Source organism: Lentilactobacillus kefiri (assembly GCF_007989105.1).
Classification (GTDB): Bacteria; Bacillota; Bacilli; order Lactobacillales; family Lactobacillaceae; genus Lentilactobacillus; species Lentilactobacillus kefiri.
Window position 1 is genome coordinate 1 of the sequence record NZ_BJVK01000009.1, and the last position, 18,354, is coordinate 18,354.

General features: G+C 42.2%; 15 protein-coding genes. 5 read left to right on the forward strand and 10 right to left on the reverse strand.

Annotated features, from left to right (window positions below; genetic code table 11):
• Positions 1–169 precede the first annotated feature (169 nt).
• The 7 genes from LKE01_RS04765 to LKE01_RS04795 all read right to left on the reverse strand — a co-directional run bounded on the left by LKE01_RS04765 (position 170) and on the right by LKE01_RS04795 (position 8,714).
• Positions 170–430: a hypothetical protein gene (locus LKE01_RS04765; RefSeq protein WP_054769766.1), complete on the reverse strand. Its 261-nt coding sequence runs from the start codon at positions 428–430 to the stop codon at positions 170–172.
• 425 nt (positions 431–855) lie between these two features.
• A complete protein-coding gene (locus tag LKE01_RS04770; protein WP_056981988.1) occupies positions 856–1,818 on the reverse strand; it encodes an ABC transporter ATP-binding protein in 963 nt (320 codons plus the stop codon).
• The gene (locus tag LKE01_RS04775; RefSeq protein WP_054769768.1) at positions 1,815–2,912 is read right to left on the reverse strand and encodes an ABC transporter ATP-binding protein; all 1,098 of its coding nucleotides are present in this window, start codon (positions 2,910–2,912) and stop codon (positions 1,815–1,817) included. Before LKE01_RS04775 ends, LKE01_RS04770 begins: the two co-directional genes overlap by 4 nt.
• Positions 2,913–2,922: 10 nt before the next feature.
• Entirely contained in the window at positions 2,923–3,951 is a 1,029-nt protein-coding gene (locus LKE01_RS04780) for an ABC transporter permease (protein WP_056981989.1), read from the reverse strand.
• Between the two features lie 14 nt (positions 3,952–3,965).
• Positions 3,966–4,886, reverse strand: a complete 921-nt coding sequence (gene opp3b, locus LKE01_RS04785; RefSeq protein ID WP_056981990.1) for an oligopeptide ABC transporter permease — start codon at positions 4,884–4,886, stop codon at positions 3,966–3,968.
• A 118-nt stretch (positions 4,887–5,004) separates the two neighbouring features.
• On the reverse strand, positions 5,005–6,621 hold the full coding sequence (locus tag LKE01_RS04790; RefSeq protein WP_056981992.1) for a peptide ABC transporter substrate-binding protein: 1,617 nt from the start codon (positions 6,619–6,621) through the stop codon (positions 5,005–5,007).
• Positions 6,622–7,091: 470 nt separating this feature from the next.
• Positions 7,092–8,714, reverse strand: coding sequence for a peptide ABC transporter substrate-binding protein (locus LKE01_RS04795; protein WP_054769770.1), 1,623 nt, complete (start codon positions 8,712–8,714; stop codon positions 7,092–7,094).
• 297 nt (positions 8,715–9,011) lie between these two features.
• On the opposite strand from LKE01_RS04795, the gene hflX reads away from it, so the two are divergent.
• Entirely contained in the window at positions 9,012–10,298 is a 1,287-nt protein-coding gene (hflX, locus tag LKE01_RS04800; RefSeq protein ID WP_056981993.1) for a GTPase HflX, read from the forward strand.
• A 59-nt stretch (positions 10,299–10,357) separates the two neighbouring features.
• Positions 10,358–11,731: an APC family permease gene (locus LKE01_RS04805; RefSeq protein WP_054769769.1), complete on the forward strand. Its 1,374-nt coding sequence runs from the start codon at positions 10,358–10,360 to the stop codon at positions 11,729–11,731.
• A 60-nt stretch (positions 11,732–11,791) separates the two neighbouring features.
• Here the strand turns inward: LKE01_RS04805 and LKE01_RS04810 are convergent, their stop codons facing one another.
• Both LKE01_RS04810 and LKE01_RS04815 read right to left on the reverse strand, forming a co-directional pair.
• Positions 11,792–12,745, reverse strand: a complete 954-nt coding sequence (locus tag LKE01_RS04810; protein ID WP_056981995.1) for a zinc-binding dehydrogenase — start codon at positions 12,743–12,745, stop codon at positions 11,792–11,794.
• 11 nt (positions 12,746–12,756) lie between these two features.
• Positions 12,757–13,743 (reverse strand): LacI family DNA-binding transcriptional regulator, encoded by a 987-nt coding sequence (locus tag LKE01_RS04815; protein ID WP_056981997.1) that lies wholly within the window; start codon positions 13,741–13,743, stop codon positions 12,757–12,759.
• A gap of 223 nt (positions 13,744–13,966) precedes the next feature.
• Between LKE01_RS04815 and LKE01_RS04820 the strand changes: the two genes are divergently transcribed.
• Positions 13,967–15,634, forward strand: coding sequence for a glycoside hydrolase family 13 protein (locus LKE01_RS04820; protein ID WP_056981999.1), 1,668 nt, complete (start codon positions 13,967–13,969; stop codon positions 15,632–15,634).
• A 110-nt stretch (positions 15,635–15,744) separates the two neighbouring features.
• Positions 15,745–16,593 carry a hypothetical protein gene (locus LKE01_RS04825; RefSeq protein ID WP_056982001.1) on the forward strand — a complete coding sequence of 283 codons (849 nt, stop codon included), beginning with the start codon at positions 15,745–15,747 and terminating at the stop codon, positions 16,591–16,593.
• Between the two features lie 120 nt (positions 16,594–16,713).
• On the opposite strand, the gene LKE01_RS04830 is transcribed toward LKE01_RS04825, so the two are convergent.
• The gene (locus tag LKE01_RS04830) at positions 16,714–17,457 is read right to left on the reverse strand and encodes an SDR family NAD(P)-dependent oxidoreductase (protein ID WP_054769138.1); all 744 of its coding nucleotides are present in this window, start codon (positions 17,455–17,457) and stop codon (positions 16,714–16,716) included.
• Positions 17,458–17,667: 210 nt separating this feature from the next.
• Here LKE01_RS04830 and LKE01_RS04835 point away from each other — a divergent pair, with 210 nt between their 5' ends.
• Positions 17,668–18,354, forward strand: a complete 687-nt coding sequence (locus LKE01_RS04835; protein ID WP_054769137.1) for an MgtC/SapB family protein — start codon at positions 17,668–17,670, stop codon at positions 18,352–18,354.

Here is an 18,354-nt window from a genome sequence, read left to right on the forward strand (position 1 = left end):
AAAAAAACACATTGAATTGATTGGGAGAGCTTCTCATTCCCCTTCTCGATTCAATGTGTTTTTTAGTTTTTGACCAACTTTGTTTTTAAGTTTGTCATAGGACCTTTGCATCCTGGTTAACCGCTCCCCGAGCTCGGAGTGGACTTTAAGGCAATCTAATTCAGACCATTCAGGCTTCCTGTCTTGGAACCTGCCAACCATCATCAAGTGTCTGATGATATTTACGGCCAACCGGAATCCAAATCTTTGACCGCATAATCAGCTTCATTGATTCCCAGAATAATGGATCGTGCTTTTCTTTATTGGACAAATTAAGCTGCCAGTATTGGCCATCTTCGGTTTTAATCATAATAAATGGATAAAATACTTTAGCAAGTTGAGCAGAAACAACGTTTTTAATCATTTTAGTATCATCTAGTAGTGTTGACATAATACATGCCGCCTTTCATTCATTGAATAACTATATGTTATCCAAGGTGGCTTAAACCAAGTTTAAAAATAAAGAACACTCTCTAAATTGAGGGTGTTCTTTAGGATTACTTAATGAATGGTTGGTTTGCATCTTGGTCCACCAAGCAGAAACTTGCATCTAACAAGGGCCAACCAAAAATCAAACTCGATTTTCGGTTGGAGCTCCCCTTTTACCTAGCCGAATCGTGCTCCACCAAGCAAGGACTTGCATCTAAAAGGCGTCAAGCAAAAATCAAACTCGATTTTCGGTGGCTCCCCTTCTACCTAGCCGAATCGTGCTCCACCAAGCAGAGACTTGCATCTAACAAGGGCCAACCAAAAATCAAACTCGATTTTCGGTTGGCCCTTGTTAGATTTCAGTCTCTAAACGCTTGGTTCCGCACACTACTTCTTTAACCTTGAATCCTCTTGTGCGCGTTTCTTATACATTGGAATTTCGTCTTCACTGGCACGTACCCAATGATGTGGAACGATTTCAACCAGTGAACGTTCCTTGCCGTCAAATTCTTGACTGGCATCGTATGGAATCTGCACACGAGCCCGCTCGTACTCAGGATCTGGAACTGGGACCGCAGACAGTAAGCTTGCTGTGTAATCGTGCAGCGGGTGAGCATAAATCTCATCTGAGCTGGCGATTTCCAACATTCTTCCATAATGCATAACCCCAATTCGGTCACTAATGTACTTAACCATTGAAAGGTCATGGGCAATGAACAGATACGTTAAGTTTCGTTCACGCTGCAGCTTTTTCAACAAGTTAACCACTTGGGCCTGAATGGAAACATCCAAAGCTGAGATTGGTTCATCGGCAATAATAAATTGTGGTTGAACCGCTAACGCTCTGGCAATTCCGATTCGTTGTCGCTGACCACCTGAGAACTCATGTGGATAACGGCTGGAATGGTCTTTGTTCAAACCAACAGTTTCCAATAAATCTTCAACCTGTTTAGAACGGTCCGCATCATCTTTTGCCAAATGATTAATGTCAATCCCTTCAGCAACAATATCTTTAACCTTCATTCGAGGGTTTAATGATGCATAAGGATCTTGGAAAATCATCTGCATGTTTCGTCGGAAGGTCTGTTGTTGCTTTTTAGAATCGAGCTTTGAAACATCCTGACCATCAAAAATGATCTTTCCTGCAGTTGGTTCATACAGATGGATGATTGCCCGACCGGTCGTTGTTTTACCGGATCCGGATTCACCAACCAAGCCAAAGGTTTCACCACGATAGACATCAAAGGTAATGTCATCGACAGCTTTAACTTCGTTTGGTTTACCAATGTTGAAGTACTGCTTCAGGTGTTCAACTTGCAATATTTTATTTTCGTCTGAATAATCGATCACAGTTGTTCCTCCTGTTCTTCAACATGTTTGCCCTTGCTCTTATCAATTTCTTGATGAACAAGTTTAGCATAGTGCTTTTGACGTTCGATAATTGGTTCTGGTGGCGTCACTTTTGGCGCTCTTGGATCCAATAACCAGGTAGCAGCATAATGCGTATCCGATACCTTGAAGAATGGTGGCTGCTTTTCAGTATCAATTTTAAGGGCATATTTGTTTCGGGCTGCAAAAGCATCCCCAACTGGTGGTTCCAATAAATCTGGAGGTGTACCAGGAATTGAAGGTAACTCTGTACCACTGGTATCCATTGTCGGCATTGAGTTCAAAAGTCCCCAAGTATATGGGTGCTTTGGATTATAGAAGATTTCATCAACCGTTCCATATTCAACAATCTTACCGGCATACATAACAGCAACCCGATCAGCCATTCCGGCAACAACACCCAAATCATGGGTAATAAATATGATCGAAGTGTTGGTCTTAGCCTGTAATTCCTTCATCAAGTCCAAAATCTGTGCTTGGATGGTTACATCCAAAGCAGTTGTTGGCTCATCAGCAATCAGGATTTCAGGATAGTTAACCAAAGCAATCGCAATCACGATCCGCTGTCTCATACCACCTGAAAATTGGTGAGGATAGTTGTTAATCCGCTGTTCAGCATTTTCAATTCCAACTAACTTCATCATTTCCAAGGCTTGGGCATAAGCTTTTTCACGTTTCATACCTTTATGAATAATGAGTGGTTCGGCAATTTGCTTACCGATCTTCATAGTTGGGTCAAGGGAAGTCATTGGGTCCTGGAAGATTTCTGCAATATCTCTACCACGGATCTTATCCATTTGCTTACGTGACTTCTTTAATAAGTCTTGGCCTTTAAACATAATCGTTCCACTGTCAATGACAGCGTTGGGTGAATTTAGCCCCATAATACTTCTTGTAGTAACAGTTTTTCCTGAACCGGATTCCCCAACAATCGCAAGGGTTTCTCCTTTTCTCAGGTCAAAGCTGACATCTCTAATCGCTTTAACAGTACCTGCATAAGTATTGAAGTTGATTTTGAGATTTCTTACCTCAAGAACATCTTTATCGTTTTCCATCTCAAAACACCTACTCTCTACTCTTTGGATCAAGGGCATCACGAAGTCCATCACCCAAGATATTAAATGCAATCATTAATACTGAAAGAACAATCGCTGGATACCACATTTGATATGGCAGGAATTGGAAGTTCTTCTGTCCATCATTGATTAAAGTACCAAGTGATGCCTGTGGCGCACTGATACCAATACCAATGTATGAAAGGAAGGCTTCGAAGAAGATCGCCGTTGGAATGGTGAACATCAAGTTAATGATAATCACACTACTCAAGTTTGGTAACAAATGCTTGAAGGCAATCTTCCAAGAACTTTCTCCCAACGTTCGAGCCGCCAGGACAAATTCCTGGTTCTTGAGCTCCAGCGTTTGCGCTCGGACCAGCCGGGCCATGTTAATCCAACTGGTAATCGCAATTGAAAGGATGATTGCGGTCATACCTGGTTTCAAGACCAGGATCAGCAGAACCATGACAACCAGGTTAGGAATTGACAACATGATTTCAATGATTCGTTGCATCAAAGTATCAACCCGGCCGCCAATCCAGCCTGAAGTAATTCCGTAAACAACTCCGAATGCCAAATCGAAGAAACTGGCAATCAAAGCAATTTCAAGTGAAATTCGAGTACCATATAAAATTCTTGAGAACAAGTCACGGCCAAGATAATCAGTTCCTAGAATATAGAAATGATTTCCGGCGTTTGCCTGGGCATACGCATTAATTCGTGAACCAGACTGTTCGATTGTTCCATTAAACCCATTAATGTCAATACCAGGAATCTTAGGAGGCAAGTTAGCCAGGTTCGGATTGGTAGCATTAGGATTATGTGTTTCGAAGAATCCTGAACCAAATGCCAGGATGAATAAGATGATCAGGATAATCAGTGCGATCATCGCTGCTTTATTTTTTCTCAATCGACGCCACGAGTCTTGTAAGAAAGTTAAAGATGGCGTTGCGATTTTTTCGTCGTCCAGCTTGGCCCGATCCGCACCGGCAATCGGTGTGAAATCAGCAGCTGAAGTTTGTTTTGCATTGTCTGCCATTATTATTCTCCCTCCTACTTATTAATTCTGATTCGTGGATCAATTAATCCATAAACGATATCGGTAATTAACAACACAACACAAAGCATTGCACTATAGACAATTGTCAGTCCCATGATAGTTGGATAATCGTTAGTCAAAATTGACTTAACAAATTGTTCACCAATACCAGGAATTGAGAAGATATTTTCAACAACCATTGAACCGGTCATAATGTTAACGGCCAAAGGTCCAATAATTGTAACAACTGGAATTAAACTATTCCGTAATGCGTGATGATAAATGATCCCAACTTTGTTAAGACCTTTGGCTTTGGCAAGTTCAATATAATCCGAACTCAAGACGTCCACCATTTCCGTTCTCATAAATCGAGCGGTTTCAGCTAATGGTGACGCGGCCAGTGCCAACGTCGGCAGGACGGTATACATAAACCCGCCCCAGTCAGCGATTGGAAACAATCTCAACTTCAAGCCCAGGTAGTACTGCAAGAGTACCGCCAAAACGAATGAAGGAATTGAGATAAACAGAATTGAAATGATTGTAGCTGAAGTATCAACCCAAGTGTTGGCTCTGATGGCACCAACAGCTCCAACAATCAATCCTGCAAGAACTCCAAGAACCATCCCTTGGCCACCAATAATCAATGATGGTCCAAGTCGGCTGGTAATCAAGTATGAAACTGGTTGGTTACTAAACTGGAATGAAGTACCAAAGTTACCATGGATAATTCCACCAAGGTAGACCAGGTATTGTTGCCACACCGGCTTATCCAATCCATACTGCTTATAAATCTGATGAATTTGTGTCGGTGTCAATTTGGCTTGGTTAGTCAATGGAGTACCAGGCATTAATTTCATCAAGAAAAAGGTAATTGTACTGACGATAAACAAGGTCAGAATAATGTAAAATATTCGTTTTCCCAAGTATTTTGCCATAAGTGTTCCTCTCATTTCTAATTATGTTGTAACTGTTTTTTCATAAACCCCATAATAATGTAAAAGAGGCCGGATTTCAATAACCAGCCTCAAATACATCGAACTGTTCATTTAATAATTACTTAACGTAAGCCTTTGCCCAATCATATTGTGGTGAAGTTGGGAATGGTTGAACACCCTTAACAGAAGGCTTGATCAAAGCTGCTTGACCTTGTTGATAAAGAGGAACTAATCCTTGTTGGTTCATCAAAAGCTTTTCAGCTTGAACCATATCACTCCAACGAGCTGATTCATTGTTGGCATCGGTTGTTTCTGATTTCTTCATCAAAGCATCATATTGCTTGTTTGACCATTTACCATCATTTTGTGGGTTATCTGATGTCATCAAGTCCAAGAAGTTACTTGGATCTGGGTAATCGGCAATCCATGCAGAAAGTACCAGGTCAAATTGTTGGTTCTGTGCACGAGTCAATTTTGACTTGAACGGAATGTTTTGGTTGGTAACCTTCAAGCCAGGCAACTTGGTTAATTGACTTTGAACGAATTCAGTTGCTCGCTTGGTATCATCATCATCGGCACCCAATAAGGTTAAGCTCAATGACTTCTTACCAACTTGTTTCATACCTTTTGCGAATAAGGCTTTAGCTTCCTTCAAGTTGTAATCGGTACCGGCTTTTACATATGCTTCATTAGCAAAGTCTTTGCCGCTTCGTTTAGCCATATCAGCTGGAACAAAGCCCTTAGGTGTAATGTCTCCACCTTGCATAACCTTGTTAACCATTTGCTTCTTATCAATTGCTAAAGCCATGGCTTTACGGATATTGGTATTACGAAGTGCTGGAATCTTCTTGGTGTTGAATTCCATGTATGAAGTTGAAGCTTGAGGATAAACGGTGTAATCCTTGTTCTTCTTGTTGTTGGCAGCTAAGGTTCCACTCAAAGTAGTAAAATCAAGCTTGCCACTGTTGTAACTGTTCAAAGCAGTTGATGGTGTCTTAACAGCTTGGAACTTAACATCCTTAACCTTGACGCTCTTGGCATCCCAATAATTCTTGTTCTTGGTTAATGTCCAAGTATCGTTGGTACCGTTCCAACCCTTCAAAATAAATGGACCATTGTAACTGTTCTTAGTTGCATTGGTTGCAAAACTGCTGCCGTATTTAGCAACGGTCTTAGGATTTTGTGGGAAGAATTCTGGTTGAGTAACCATGTACTTGAAGTAACTTTGTGGCTTTGAAAGAGAAACAACAAACTTGTAGTTTCCTTCAGCCTTCACACCAAGCTTGGATACGGCCATCTTTCCGCTGCTGATCTTGTCTGCGTTCTTAACGTTGGCAAATATGTATGCATATTGTGACGCAGTCTTTGGATTAACGGTTCGTTGCCATGAAAAGACAAAATCTTTTGCAGTAACAGGATCACCATTGCTCCACTTGGAATGACGTAAATTAAATGTCCATGTCAATCCATCTTTTGAAACACTGTAGCTTTTGGCAACCCCAGGATTAACTTTGTTATCCTTGGCAATTCGAAGGAGTCCTTCGTTGGTACCATTGGCAACCTGTGCTGAATACAAATCAGTCATTTTTGATGTGTCCATCGTTGCGATTGGTGATGGTGTCATCCAACTGATTTCTTGTTTCTTCGACTGTGACGACTTACTTCCACACCCTGCGAGGATAAGGCCAGTAACAAGGGCAACCCCACCGAGCTTCGCTAATGAATTAATTTTCATATTGCGATACTTCCCTTCTGAATTATGAAATATATCATTTGTGATGCTCTTATTTTAAATTAAAATTTGATTAAAAGCAAATACAATCTGAGCATTTAACTCATTTAAAGATAATTAAATTGGTATATGCATTTATTTATGCGTATACGAGTGTTGTATTACCGGCAATTCATGGCATTTGCACGTTTACATTTCACAAAATAATTTATTGGTAAAAATATTTTTGATGTTAAGACAGCTCATAATCGTTTCGAAAGTTCACACCTCAGGTAAACCGATTCACATTTTTAGCCATTCTTTTACTAACAATATGAGGAAATTCCGGATCAAACAATTATGCAGTCAATCCTGCATAAAGGGAATCTGACATCGATGTAGCAGTAATAGCCTTGATATCACAAAAAATCTGGTAGGAAACGTTGGATCGCTTCCTACCAGATTTTATGAGTCAGGTTCAAATTTTCACCCGATTATTTAACTGAAATCTTGCTCCAATCCCATTGTGGTGCGGTTGGGAAGAATTGGACACCATGAATCTTTGGCTTCATTAATGTTGAAATAGCTGGTTGATACAGTGGAACAATTCCTTGATCGTTCATCAAGATCTTCTCTGCTTGAACCATATCCTTCCAACGAGCCGTCTCATTAGCGGCATCTACGCCTTCAGACTTCTTAACCAATGCATCGTATTGTGCATTGCTCCATTTACCATTGTTGTATGCGTTCTTGGAAGTCAAAATATCCAAGAAGTTGCTTGGATCTGGGTAATCGGCGTTCCATGCGGTGATAACCAAATCAAATTGGCCAGCAGCTGAACGTGCCAAACGAGTCTTGTAAGGAACGTTTTGATTGGTAATCTTAACGCCAGGTAATTTGGTCAATTGACTTTGAACAAATTCAGTTGTCCGCTTGGCAACGTCGGTATCGTCAGAAAGCAATGTCAGGCTGACTGACTTCTTGCCAGTCTCCTTCAAACCTTTTGCCCAGTACTTCTTAGCTTCGGCCAGGTTGTAGTCAACGGCGCCCTTAACGTATGATTCATCGGCAAAGTCTTTACCATTTCGTTGTGACATGTCATCAGCGACAAATCCCTTAGGGGCCTGTGAACCATCCGCAAGCACTTTGTTGGCAAGCTGTTTCTTATCAATTGCCAGTGAGAATGCTTTTCGAAGGTTCTTATTCTTAAACATTGGGAACTTCTTTTCGTTCATTTCCAGGTAATAAATTGAAGCCTGTTTGTAAACGTGGTAGTTCTTATCATTCTTATATTGTTTAACTTGGGTTCCACTTAATGTCGTGAAGTCCAGCTTACCGCTTTGATAACCATTCAATGCGGTATTTGGATCCTTAATTGCCTGAATGTTTAATTGATCAAGCTTAATCGATTTGGCATTCCAATATTTAGGGTTCTTAACCAACTTCCAGCTGTCGTTGGTACCGTTCCATCCCTTTAAGACAAATGGGCCGTTATAGCCGTTCTTTTGAGCATTGGTTCCGTATGATGAACCGTACTTCTTAACAATCGAAGTTTCTTCTGGGAAATAGTAACTTTGAGAAACCATGTATTTGAAGTAACTTTGTGGCTTGATCAAATGAACGACCAGCTTGTAGTTCCCCTCAGCTTTAACACCAAGTTTTGAAAGAGCCATCTTGCCGGCATTAATCTTTTCAGCATTTTCGATGTTATTGAAAATGTACGAGTATTGTGATGCCGTCTTTGGGTTAACAGTCCGCTGCCATGAGTTAACAAAATCTTTGGCAGTAACCGGCTTACCGTCGTTCCACTTTGAATGACGGAGATTGAATGTCCAAGTCTTGCCATCTTTAGAGACGGTATAGTTCTTGGCAACACCAGGAACAACTGAATTGTCCTTGGCCATTCTCAAAAGTCCTTCGTTGGTTGCGTTAATATGTTGACTGGAAATCAAATCAGTCATCTTTGATGCATCCATTGTGTTGATATTGGCGGCAACCATCCAATTGGCCGTCTGCTTTTTGGTACCTGAATCGGAAGACTTGCTGCCACATCCTGCTAATACAAGTGCAGTGAGCAGTCCAACCCCACCGATCTTTAACATTGCTTTAGTTCTCATAAACATGAAACTTCCCTTCTGTTATTATGTATTTATGTGAATAGATTTATTCTAAATTAGATTTTGATTAAAATCAATGGTATTTTCATTATTATTGAAATTCTTTTATATCGGCATTCTATATCAATAACAGCTGGTTTTTTACTTTAATATCAAGGCTAAAATAACATTTACTTGTGTAAATTCTAATTTCTTCTCATAATTTATCATTTAACCTATCAAATCTACCCACTTTGTCTACGATTTATTTACATTTGTGTGTTATACTTGAACACATAATTTATTAGGAGGCACCGCATGGATTTACAAGAAACTTTAACACCTGTTGTCACAATTGGGCTCAATCGAGGTTCCAGCAGTTTTGATTATTCAATGACCGAATTGAATAACTTGGCTGAAGCCAACAATATGAAAGTTGTTGAAACTTTGGTACAGAAATTGGACAAGCCCGATCCTGCCACATACTTCGGTAAAGGCAAGATTGAAGAATTGTCTCAGGTCATTATTGATGATGGTGTCGACACCGTTGTCGCAAACGATGAATTATCACCCAGTCAAATTCGGAATATTGAAAAAAATACCCACGCTCGGATCATTGACCGAACCGGATTGATTTTAGAGATTTTTGCCAACCGGGCACAATCCCGGGAAGCCAAGCTACAAGTTGAATTGGCCAAATTAAAGTATCAGCTGCCACGGCTGCATACCAGTGCCAGTCAGCGTTTGGATCAGCAAACCGGTACCAGTAGCGGTGCCGGTGGTGCAACCAACCGTGGTGCCGGTGAATCTCAATATGAGTTAAATCGTCGGACACTCGAAAAGCGAATTACCCACGTCAACCAAGAGTTGAAAGAAACCGCCAAGGCTGACCAAACCAAGCGCAAGCAGCGTGACCGCAGTGAAATGCCGACCGTTGCTTTGGTTGGTTACACCAACGCCGGTAAATCAACCGTTATGAACGGCATGATTAACCTCTTCGGTGAAAACGAAGATAAGCAGGTGATGGTAAAGAACATGTTGTTTGCCACTTTGGACACATCCGTTCGAAAATTGACCCTGCCAGATCAAAAACGTTTCCTATTAAGTGACACCGTCGGATTTGTCAGTCAATTGCCTCATCAATTGGTTCAGGCATTCAAATCAACCCTTTCAGAAGCTGCCAACGCAGATCTGTTGATTCAGGTTGTCGATTACTCAGATCCTCATCAGGAATTGATGATGAAAACGACTGAAGACACTTTAACTGAAATCGGCGTAACTGGTGTTCCAATGATCGTCGCATTGAATAAGGCCGATAAAATGGATATTTCATTTCCATCACGTGAAGGTGACAACTTGATCATGTCTGCCAAAGACGAAAAGTCCCTTCATGAATTAACCACAATGATCAAAGAACAGATTTTTAAAAATTATCAAAAGCTGACAATGCTAATTCCATTTAACGCCGGCGACGTTGTTTCATACTTAAACGAAAATACCAACATTGAAAAAACTGATTACCGCGATGATGGCACACTCATCACAACGGAATTAAACGATACTGATGCCAAAAGATTTGAAAAGTATGTTCTGCCAGTTGAATAACGTTTTGACTGACAGTTTGTTTGAGTCATTCTTAAGATGAGAAGAGAGGAAGAATAACCATGAAAGAACAAAAAGAAGTAACGTTGGACAGAGACCTTGGCCTCTGGTCAGCGTTAGCCCTTGTTATTGGAACGATTATCGGTGCCGGTGTCTTTGTTCGCCAGTCCGCTGTACTTGACGACGCCGGCTCAACATCAATGGCCTTATTTGCCTGGCTGGCAGGTGGTATTTTAACCATTACCGCCGGATTGACCATCGCTGAAATTGCCTCTCAAATGCCTGAAACCGGTGGCCTCTATGTCTATATGGAGCGAATCTATGGAAAGCTTTGGGGCTTCTTATCCGGCTGGATGCAGATTATCATCTATGGCCCGGCGATGATCGCGTCGCTTGGCGCCTACCTGGCAATCTTATTATCCGATTTCTTTGGTTTCCCAAGTAAATATAATGCCATTTTGGCAATTGTAACCGTCATTTTAGTCGGAATTCTTAATTTATTTTCTAATCGATATGGTGCAACGTTTGCTATTATTACGACTATCTGTAAATTGGTTCCAGTTGCCGCTTTGATCATTTTTGGTCTGTTCTTCGGAAACGAAAATGCATTCGGCCAAAGCCTGGTTCACGTTCATCAATCAGCCGGAAACTTCGGTGTCGCAATTTTGGCAACGTTGTTTGCTTTTGATGGATGGATTCTGGTTGCCAACTTGGGTGGTGAAATTAAAAATCCACGCAAGCTGCTTCCTCAAGCCATTACATTTGGTATTTTGGCTGTGTTGGTCGTTTACCTTCTTGTTTCTTACGGTGTTTACCGTTCCGTACCAGCAGAACAGATTCATCGTCTGGGCACCAGTGCCATTCCTTATATTGCCAACCAAGCCTTTGGTGAAGTCGGTGGTAAGATCTTGAGTATCGGAATTATTATTTCGATTGTCGGCTGTATGAACGGTAAAATCATGACGTTCCCACGGATTATGTACGCAATGGCCAAACGTGGCCAGTTGCCATTCTCAAAGACTTTGTCATACTTACATCCAAAGTCACATACCCCAATCTTCTCGACCGTTGCCGAATTAATCATCGTTGCCATCATGATTGTCTTCTCCAATGCCGATCGTTTGTCAGAACTATGTATCTTCACCGTTTACTGCTTCTACGTTATGGCATTTGTCGGCGTCTTCTTGTTAAGAAAACGCAATCCTAATCAACACCGAGTATTCTCAACCCCATTCTTCCCAGTTACGCCAATCTTGGCAATTGGGGGTTCACTGTTTGTAATTGTCAGTGAAATCATGTCGGATCTGCCTGGTGTATTGACCTCATTTGTCTTTGTTGCTGTAGGAATTCCGGTATTTTATTACGAAACCAAGAAATATCGTGAACAACAAGCTGCGATTGATAAAGCTAATTCATTAGAGAAACAAGATAACTAATTAAAATCAAAAGGACTGGAACAAAGTAAAAACTTTGTTCCAGTCCTTTTTTGCGATTATTTACGGTAAAACGATCACTTTACCAAAGCTGTCGTGGCTGTCCAAATAAGCTTGGGCATCCGCCGTATGTTTCAAATCAAAGGTTTTGGTTGGGGCAACATCAATCGAACCCCGCTTGATAAGGTCAAACAACTGATCAAACGTCGATTGGTTCAGTGCTCCTGATGAGAAGCTTGTGAGGTAAGCCCCGTGCAGACCATAAATGGGTTCCCAATGTGTCAGGTCCCAGACGCCACCAAGTTCACCGGTGATGCAGGCAATGCCATCTTCTTTAACCGCCATCATCGAGTTGGGCAGCGTTAATGGGCCAACCAGTTCAAGCAGGCGGTCATATTTTTCACCGTTGGTGTCGATCCGATTATCTTTATCTAAAACCACTTCGTCAAAACCAGCTGACTTTAACTCATCAGTCTTTTCCAAGTGACGGGTTGAACCAACTAGTTTAATTGAAGGAACCATTGCCTTGGCCAGCTTTGCAGCAGCAACCCCGACACCACTGGTCGCACCACGAACCAACAGCGAATGGGCATCCCCCAGCTTGAGCTTCAGTAAAGAGCCAAACGCCGTGCCGTATGTTTCGGGAACCGCAGCTAATTTGGAAATGTCCAGACTTGTCTGAACAGTAAATATCCGCTTGTTGGGTAACAAGGCGTATTCAGCGTAACTGCCGTCAAAGTCTCGGCCCATTCCACCCATTGTGGCGATCACCATTTCACCTTTCTGCAGGCGATCCGGATCAGTGGTTTTAACCACTTCTCCGACACACTCAATCCCTAAAATGCGGGGCAGCTTAACTGTCGGTGACCAACCATTTCTAGTGAAAATTTCAGAACGGTTAATCCCAAATCCCTTAACTTTCAGCAACGTCCAGCCATCTTTGACCTCTGGCATCGGTACTTCTTCATAAGATAAGGCGGTCGGTCCACCCGGGTGACGTAATACGATTGCTTTCATTATATCGTCTCCTAGACACTTTCACGTTCAACTATTTTAATTGGGGTATACATCGAATAGAAATCTTTAAAGGATTCACTGACCAACATGTCCATCCCTTTAGCCCCCATCTCATAAAATGACTGGGTAACACTCGACAACTTGGGCCGGACAATATCGCAGAGCTGGGTTCCGTCGACGGTCAGAATTGCCAGCCGATCCGGAACTCGCATCCCATAACTGTTTGCCTGATTCAAAATCCCGATGCCTGCTATATCACTTGAAGCAATCACAGCGGTTAAAGGTGTTTGGCTGCCATAATGCTTCATTGCCGAAACGCCATCCTGATAAGTAAAATGACCATCACAAATCCAGTCATCTTCAAATTGGAGCTGGTTATCACGCATCGCATCACGATAGCCCTCATAACGTAAATTACCAACAAATGAGTGCAGGTCGGTTGCGGCAAAGCCAATCTTCCGATGTCCCTTGGCGATTAAATATTTTGTCGCCTGATAACCAATATCGAAATCATTAGACGAAATAAACGGGAATTTACCATTCTTTAACGTCATTGAAATGAAAATAAACGGAATATTGGCGCTCTCCAACAATTCGTCATTTGACGGATCCAAGTCAATGGCAACCAACAAGATTCCCATCACCGATCGTTCAATCACGGTTCGAATGGCTTTTGCCTGAATATCAGCGTCACCTTCACCGGCAAAAATAATCATGACACTCAAGTCACGAACTTTGGCCCGTTCCTGAATACCTTTTAGAATCTGATCGGCAAAGTTGGTTTGCGTCGAGCTTACCAAAACGGCAATCACCTTACTGCGCTGGGTGACTAATTCAACCGCACTTGTATTGCGTCGGTAGCCAAGCTTTTTGACTGCCGCACGGACTTTTTTGGCGGTTTTCTCTGAATAAAACTCTTTTTGATTCGATAAGACCCGGGATACAGTTGCCGGAGAAACCCCGGAAACACGGGCAACATCTTTAATTGTGGCAGCCATGGATTCACCCCTTTACCAGCATTATTTTCGAAAATTCATCAAAATTAATTATACCACAGAGCTTAAATTTCATTTTTTACTCAAACGTTTGTGATACCATGAAATAAGGATGGCAGTCACTTGGAATTCAAGTTGAATCATCAAAAAATGGGTGCTGGATTTTACAGAACCGATTGCCTAATCCGATTAATCTATATGAAGTAAAGCGGAGGTATCGATATTTATGACACACAAATGGTGGCAAAACGCCGTAGTTTATCAAATCTATCCACAGAGCTTTCAAGACAGCAATCACGATGGCATCGGCGACCTTCCCGGGATTGTTAAACGTTTGGATTATTTAAAAAAATTGGGCGTCGATGTATTATGGCTCAACCCAATCTATGACTCTCCTTTAAAAGACAACGGGTATGATATCGCTGATTATGAAAAAGTTCTGCCAACGTATGGATCCATGGCTGACTTTGATGAAATGCTTAAACAGATCCACGCTCACGGACTGAAACTCCTGATGGATCTAGTCGTCAACCACACGTCAGACAAGCATCGCTGGTTCCAAGAAAGCAAACAGTCAAAGGATAATCAATACGCCGACTACTACATCTGGCGTGATCCAGTCGACGGCCATGAGCCCAACAACTGGCACGCTGCCTTTGGTGGCCCTGCATGGACGTATGTCCCTGAACGGGGCCAATATTACCTGCACTTGTTTGCGCCGGGTCAGCCGGACTTGAACTGGGAGAATCCTAAAGTACGAGAGTCAGTTTGGAACATCATGCGCTTCTGGTTGGATAAAGGCGTTGACGGCTTTAGAATGGACGTTATCAATTTAATTTCCAAACCCGCCGGATTGCCGGATGCCCCCGAACCTGCAACCTATGGAATGGTGGAAGATTTAGTCGCCGATGGCCCAAAATTAAACGATTATCTGCATGAGATGAACGATAAGGTCCTCTCACACTATGATGTTATGACCGTCGGGGAAATGCCCGGGTCAACTCCTGAGGATGCTATCGCGTACACTGGTTTGGATAGTCATGAGCTCAACATGGTCTTCCAATTTGAACACGTCCACCTATCCCCCAACCCCGATCCGCGCTTGGGAAAATGGGATGACACGCCTGTTAAATTAACCGAACTGAAAAAGGCCCTCTCACGGTGGCAAAAGGCCTTGGACGGTAAAGGCTGGAATAGTCTGTATTGGAACAACCATGATCAGCCGAGAGCCGTTTCACGGTTCGCAACCGATGATCCAAAGTACCGGGTCCGAGCTGCTAAAATGCTGGGTACCACCCTTCACATGATGCAGGGAACCCCATTTGTCTATGAAGGTGAAGAGTTGGGCATGACCAACGTTAAGTACACCAGACTGGACCAATATGAGGACCTGGAGGCTCTCAACTCCTATCATCAGATTGTTGATCAAGAAAAAATCATTGATGGTAAAACCATGCTCAAATATATGGCTTGCCGTTCCCGTGATCATGCAAGAACGCCAATGCAGTGGGATGATAGTTTGAATGCCGGCTTCTCCGATGTCAAGCCCTGGTTTGCATTGAATCCCAACTACAAGCAAATTAACGCCAAAGAAGCAATCGATGATAAGCAGTCAGTCTTCTACCACTATCAAAAGCTGATCCAACTGCGTCATCAGTCTGATTTGATTAAGTTCGGTAGTTATGAAGAACTTGATCCCAGTGATGATCAAGTATTCGCCTATCGTCGCCGTTACCAAGGCAAAACATTATTGGTATTGAGCAACTTTACCGCCCAGGCCGTTAGTCGTGATTATAGCCAAGCAACCGCTTCTGATTTGCTGATTAGCAATTACGATGATGACAAAGGGACAACCCTTCGGCCATACGAAAGCAAAGTTTATTTATTTAAATAATAAGATTGGATTGAGCAGCTATCTTGGGCTGCTCTTTTTTTGCGGTGGCAGTTGTGTGGTATTCTACACGTAATGACTATATACAATACTTTTGAGGGGGGATATTCATTATGAAGAAAAGAATCATGTTGGTTGCGCTAGGATTGCTTGGCAGCGTCTGCTTAACAACTTCCAACGTCTCGGCCCAAACAAAGGGGCTTCACAGATTGACATCTCACTGGGTCAATCAACATGCAAAAACTCAAAACAATATTAATCGTTATTACCGATTGAACCAAAACACCAAATCCGGCCCATTCAAAGGTTCGAAGGTCATTCTTCCAAAGGGAACCATTGTGAGTGGCAGTATTATCAATGATAGTGCCAGCAAAACGCACAACGCCTTTGTGAACGGCCAGACCGGTTTGAGTTATGCCCTTAAAAAACGGGTTGGCATGAAGAAACCCTGGACCCAACTTGTTTTCTGGCAAACATACATGCTATCCAGGTATCCGCGGGTCAAAAAGCCTGCATTTATGCCGGCACTTGGTGAAGGCGTCTTTTATACCGGCGGTGTCAAATCATTTACAAATATGGCCAAAAGATACAAATCATCCAGCAGTGCGCTTAGGCTTACTTCAGATGGTTATGTCGAGTTCTATCAGCATCGAAATCAGCCTTTGATCACCACTTATTATGAAACTTTTGCATATAATCAAAAGCCGATTTCATATGCCAAAATTAACCATACCCTGGTGAAGGGATCCAAAACTTATCTTTATTACAGTCACAATCTTAAAGGCGTTAATGATCAGAAAGTCCGCAAGTCAGGCGCGTACAAATACCGTTTAACAATCCACAACTTGCATACGCCTTATCGCTACACGATTCACTACGACACTGCCTATGGGAGTATGTACACCATTGGTGGCCATCACTTTTATAGCATGCCGTTAAAATCTGAAAACTCCGGAGAGTAATCTTCACAAATCAAAAAGGTTTCCGTTCAGTCTGATCTAAAAACTGAATGGGAACCTTTTTAAATTCAATAAATGCTAATTTCAATTGATCCTCAATACTTTAAACTGACAATTTATGAGCTAAATCGAAGTGTACCCACCGTCCATTACCATGGTGTCACCTACGATAAAGGAAGCATCATCACTTGCAAGGAAGGCAACACCCTTGGCAATTTCTTCCGGTTTGCCCAGTCGGCCAAGTGGGTGAAGTTTTGTCAATTTCGCCTTAAGCTCTGGATTAACCGCACTGAGTAATGGGGTGTCAATATAACCTGGAGCGATGGCGTTAACCCGAATGCCCTGCTTTGCATATGTTGCAGCCAAGGTTTGAGTTAAGATCTTAACCCCACCTTTGGCAGCTCCATACGCGGTAATACTTGGCATTGCAACTAAACTGTGAATGGAGCCGGTATTAACAATTGCACCGCCATTTCCTTGTTTCAGGAATTGTTCTACGGCGTATTTGTCAGCCAGATATACACCAGTCAGGTTAATGTTGATTGTTTTTTGCCATCTCTTCAAATCCAAGTCGGTGATGTCACCGTCGTCAAGGATGCCGGCATTAGCAAACATTACGTCCAATTTGCCGAACTTCTCAACAGTCTTTTCAATCAGGTTTTTAATCTGATCTTCTTGAGTCACGTCTGTCTTAACGAATAAGGCGTTGTCATCAGTATTCAAATCTTCAATTACTTGTTGTGCTTTATCTGAAAAATCACCAACAGCAACTTTTGCACCTTCTGATAGAAACTGTTTTGTTGTTGCCAAACCGATTCCAGAACCACCACCGGTAAAAATTGCTACTTTTCCATCAAATCTTGCCATAATGATGCACCCCTTTCAGTGACCCATAGCGTGATTAAGCATTTGACAAGCATATTGTAATCGTTTACACCGTTTTTAACAACCAATTAGTCCTAAAAATGACAACTTTTTTGATGCCTAGAGTGCAGATGATTTAAGCCAATTATCTTTTTATTTTTGGCAATCGACGGTCTATAATCGAACTTAGTAATAATAAAAGGAAGGATGCCCATGACCTCATACGTTTTATATCAATTGGAATGGATATTAAGGCTACTTGTGTCCGCAATCTGTGGTGGAGCAGTCGGCTATGAACGTAAGGTGCGACTGAAGACCGCCGGGATTCGAACCCACATGTTGGTTGCGGTTGGATCGGCATTATTCATGATCATTTCCAAATACGGGTTCTTTGACCTAATGGGCCGAAAAACAATTGCAATCGATCCTTCACGAATTGCCGCTCAAGTTGTAACCGGAATCGGGTTCATCGGTGCCGGTGCTATCATCACCCGCAATCATAAGATCGATGGATTAACAACTGCGGCCGGCTTGTGGGCAACCGCCGCAATCGGCCTGGCAATTGGTGCCGATATGTATGTGATCGGAATTGCCGGTACTTTAATTATTCTAATTACCCAGACAATTGTCCGCCGAATCAAAGCCCTCAAGCACTATCCAAACCGTTCAATGATTCGACTCCAAGTCACCATTACCGGTCAACTAGCGGAAATGAATGAGCTTCCCGCAAGGCTAAAAGAGATCGGCGGTTTAGACAGTAAAATGCGGATTATCGAATATAAGCCGGACTCATTTTCATTGGAAATGCAAGTCAGATTAAAGCGAAAAACCAATCCTGACGAGTTCATCAAAGAAATGAGTGACTTGTTGGATGTTCGCCAAATTGACGTATTGGATTAA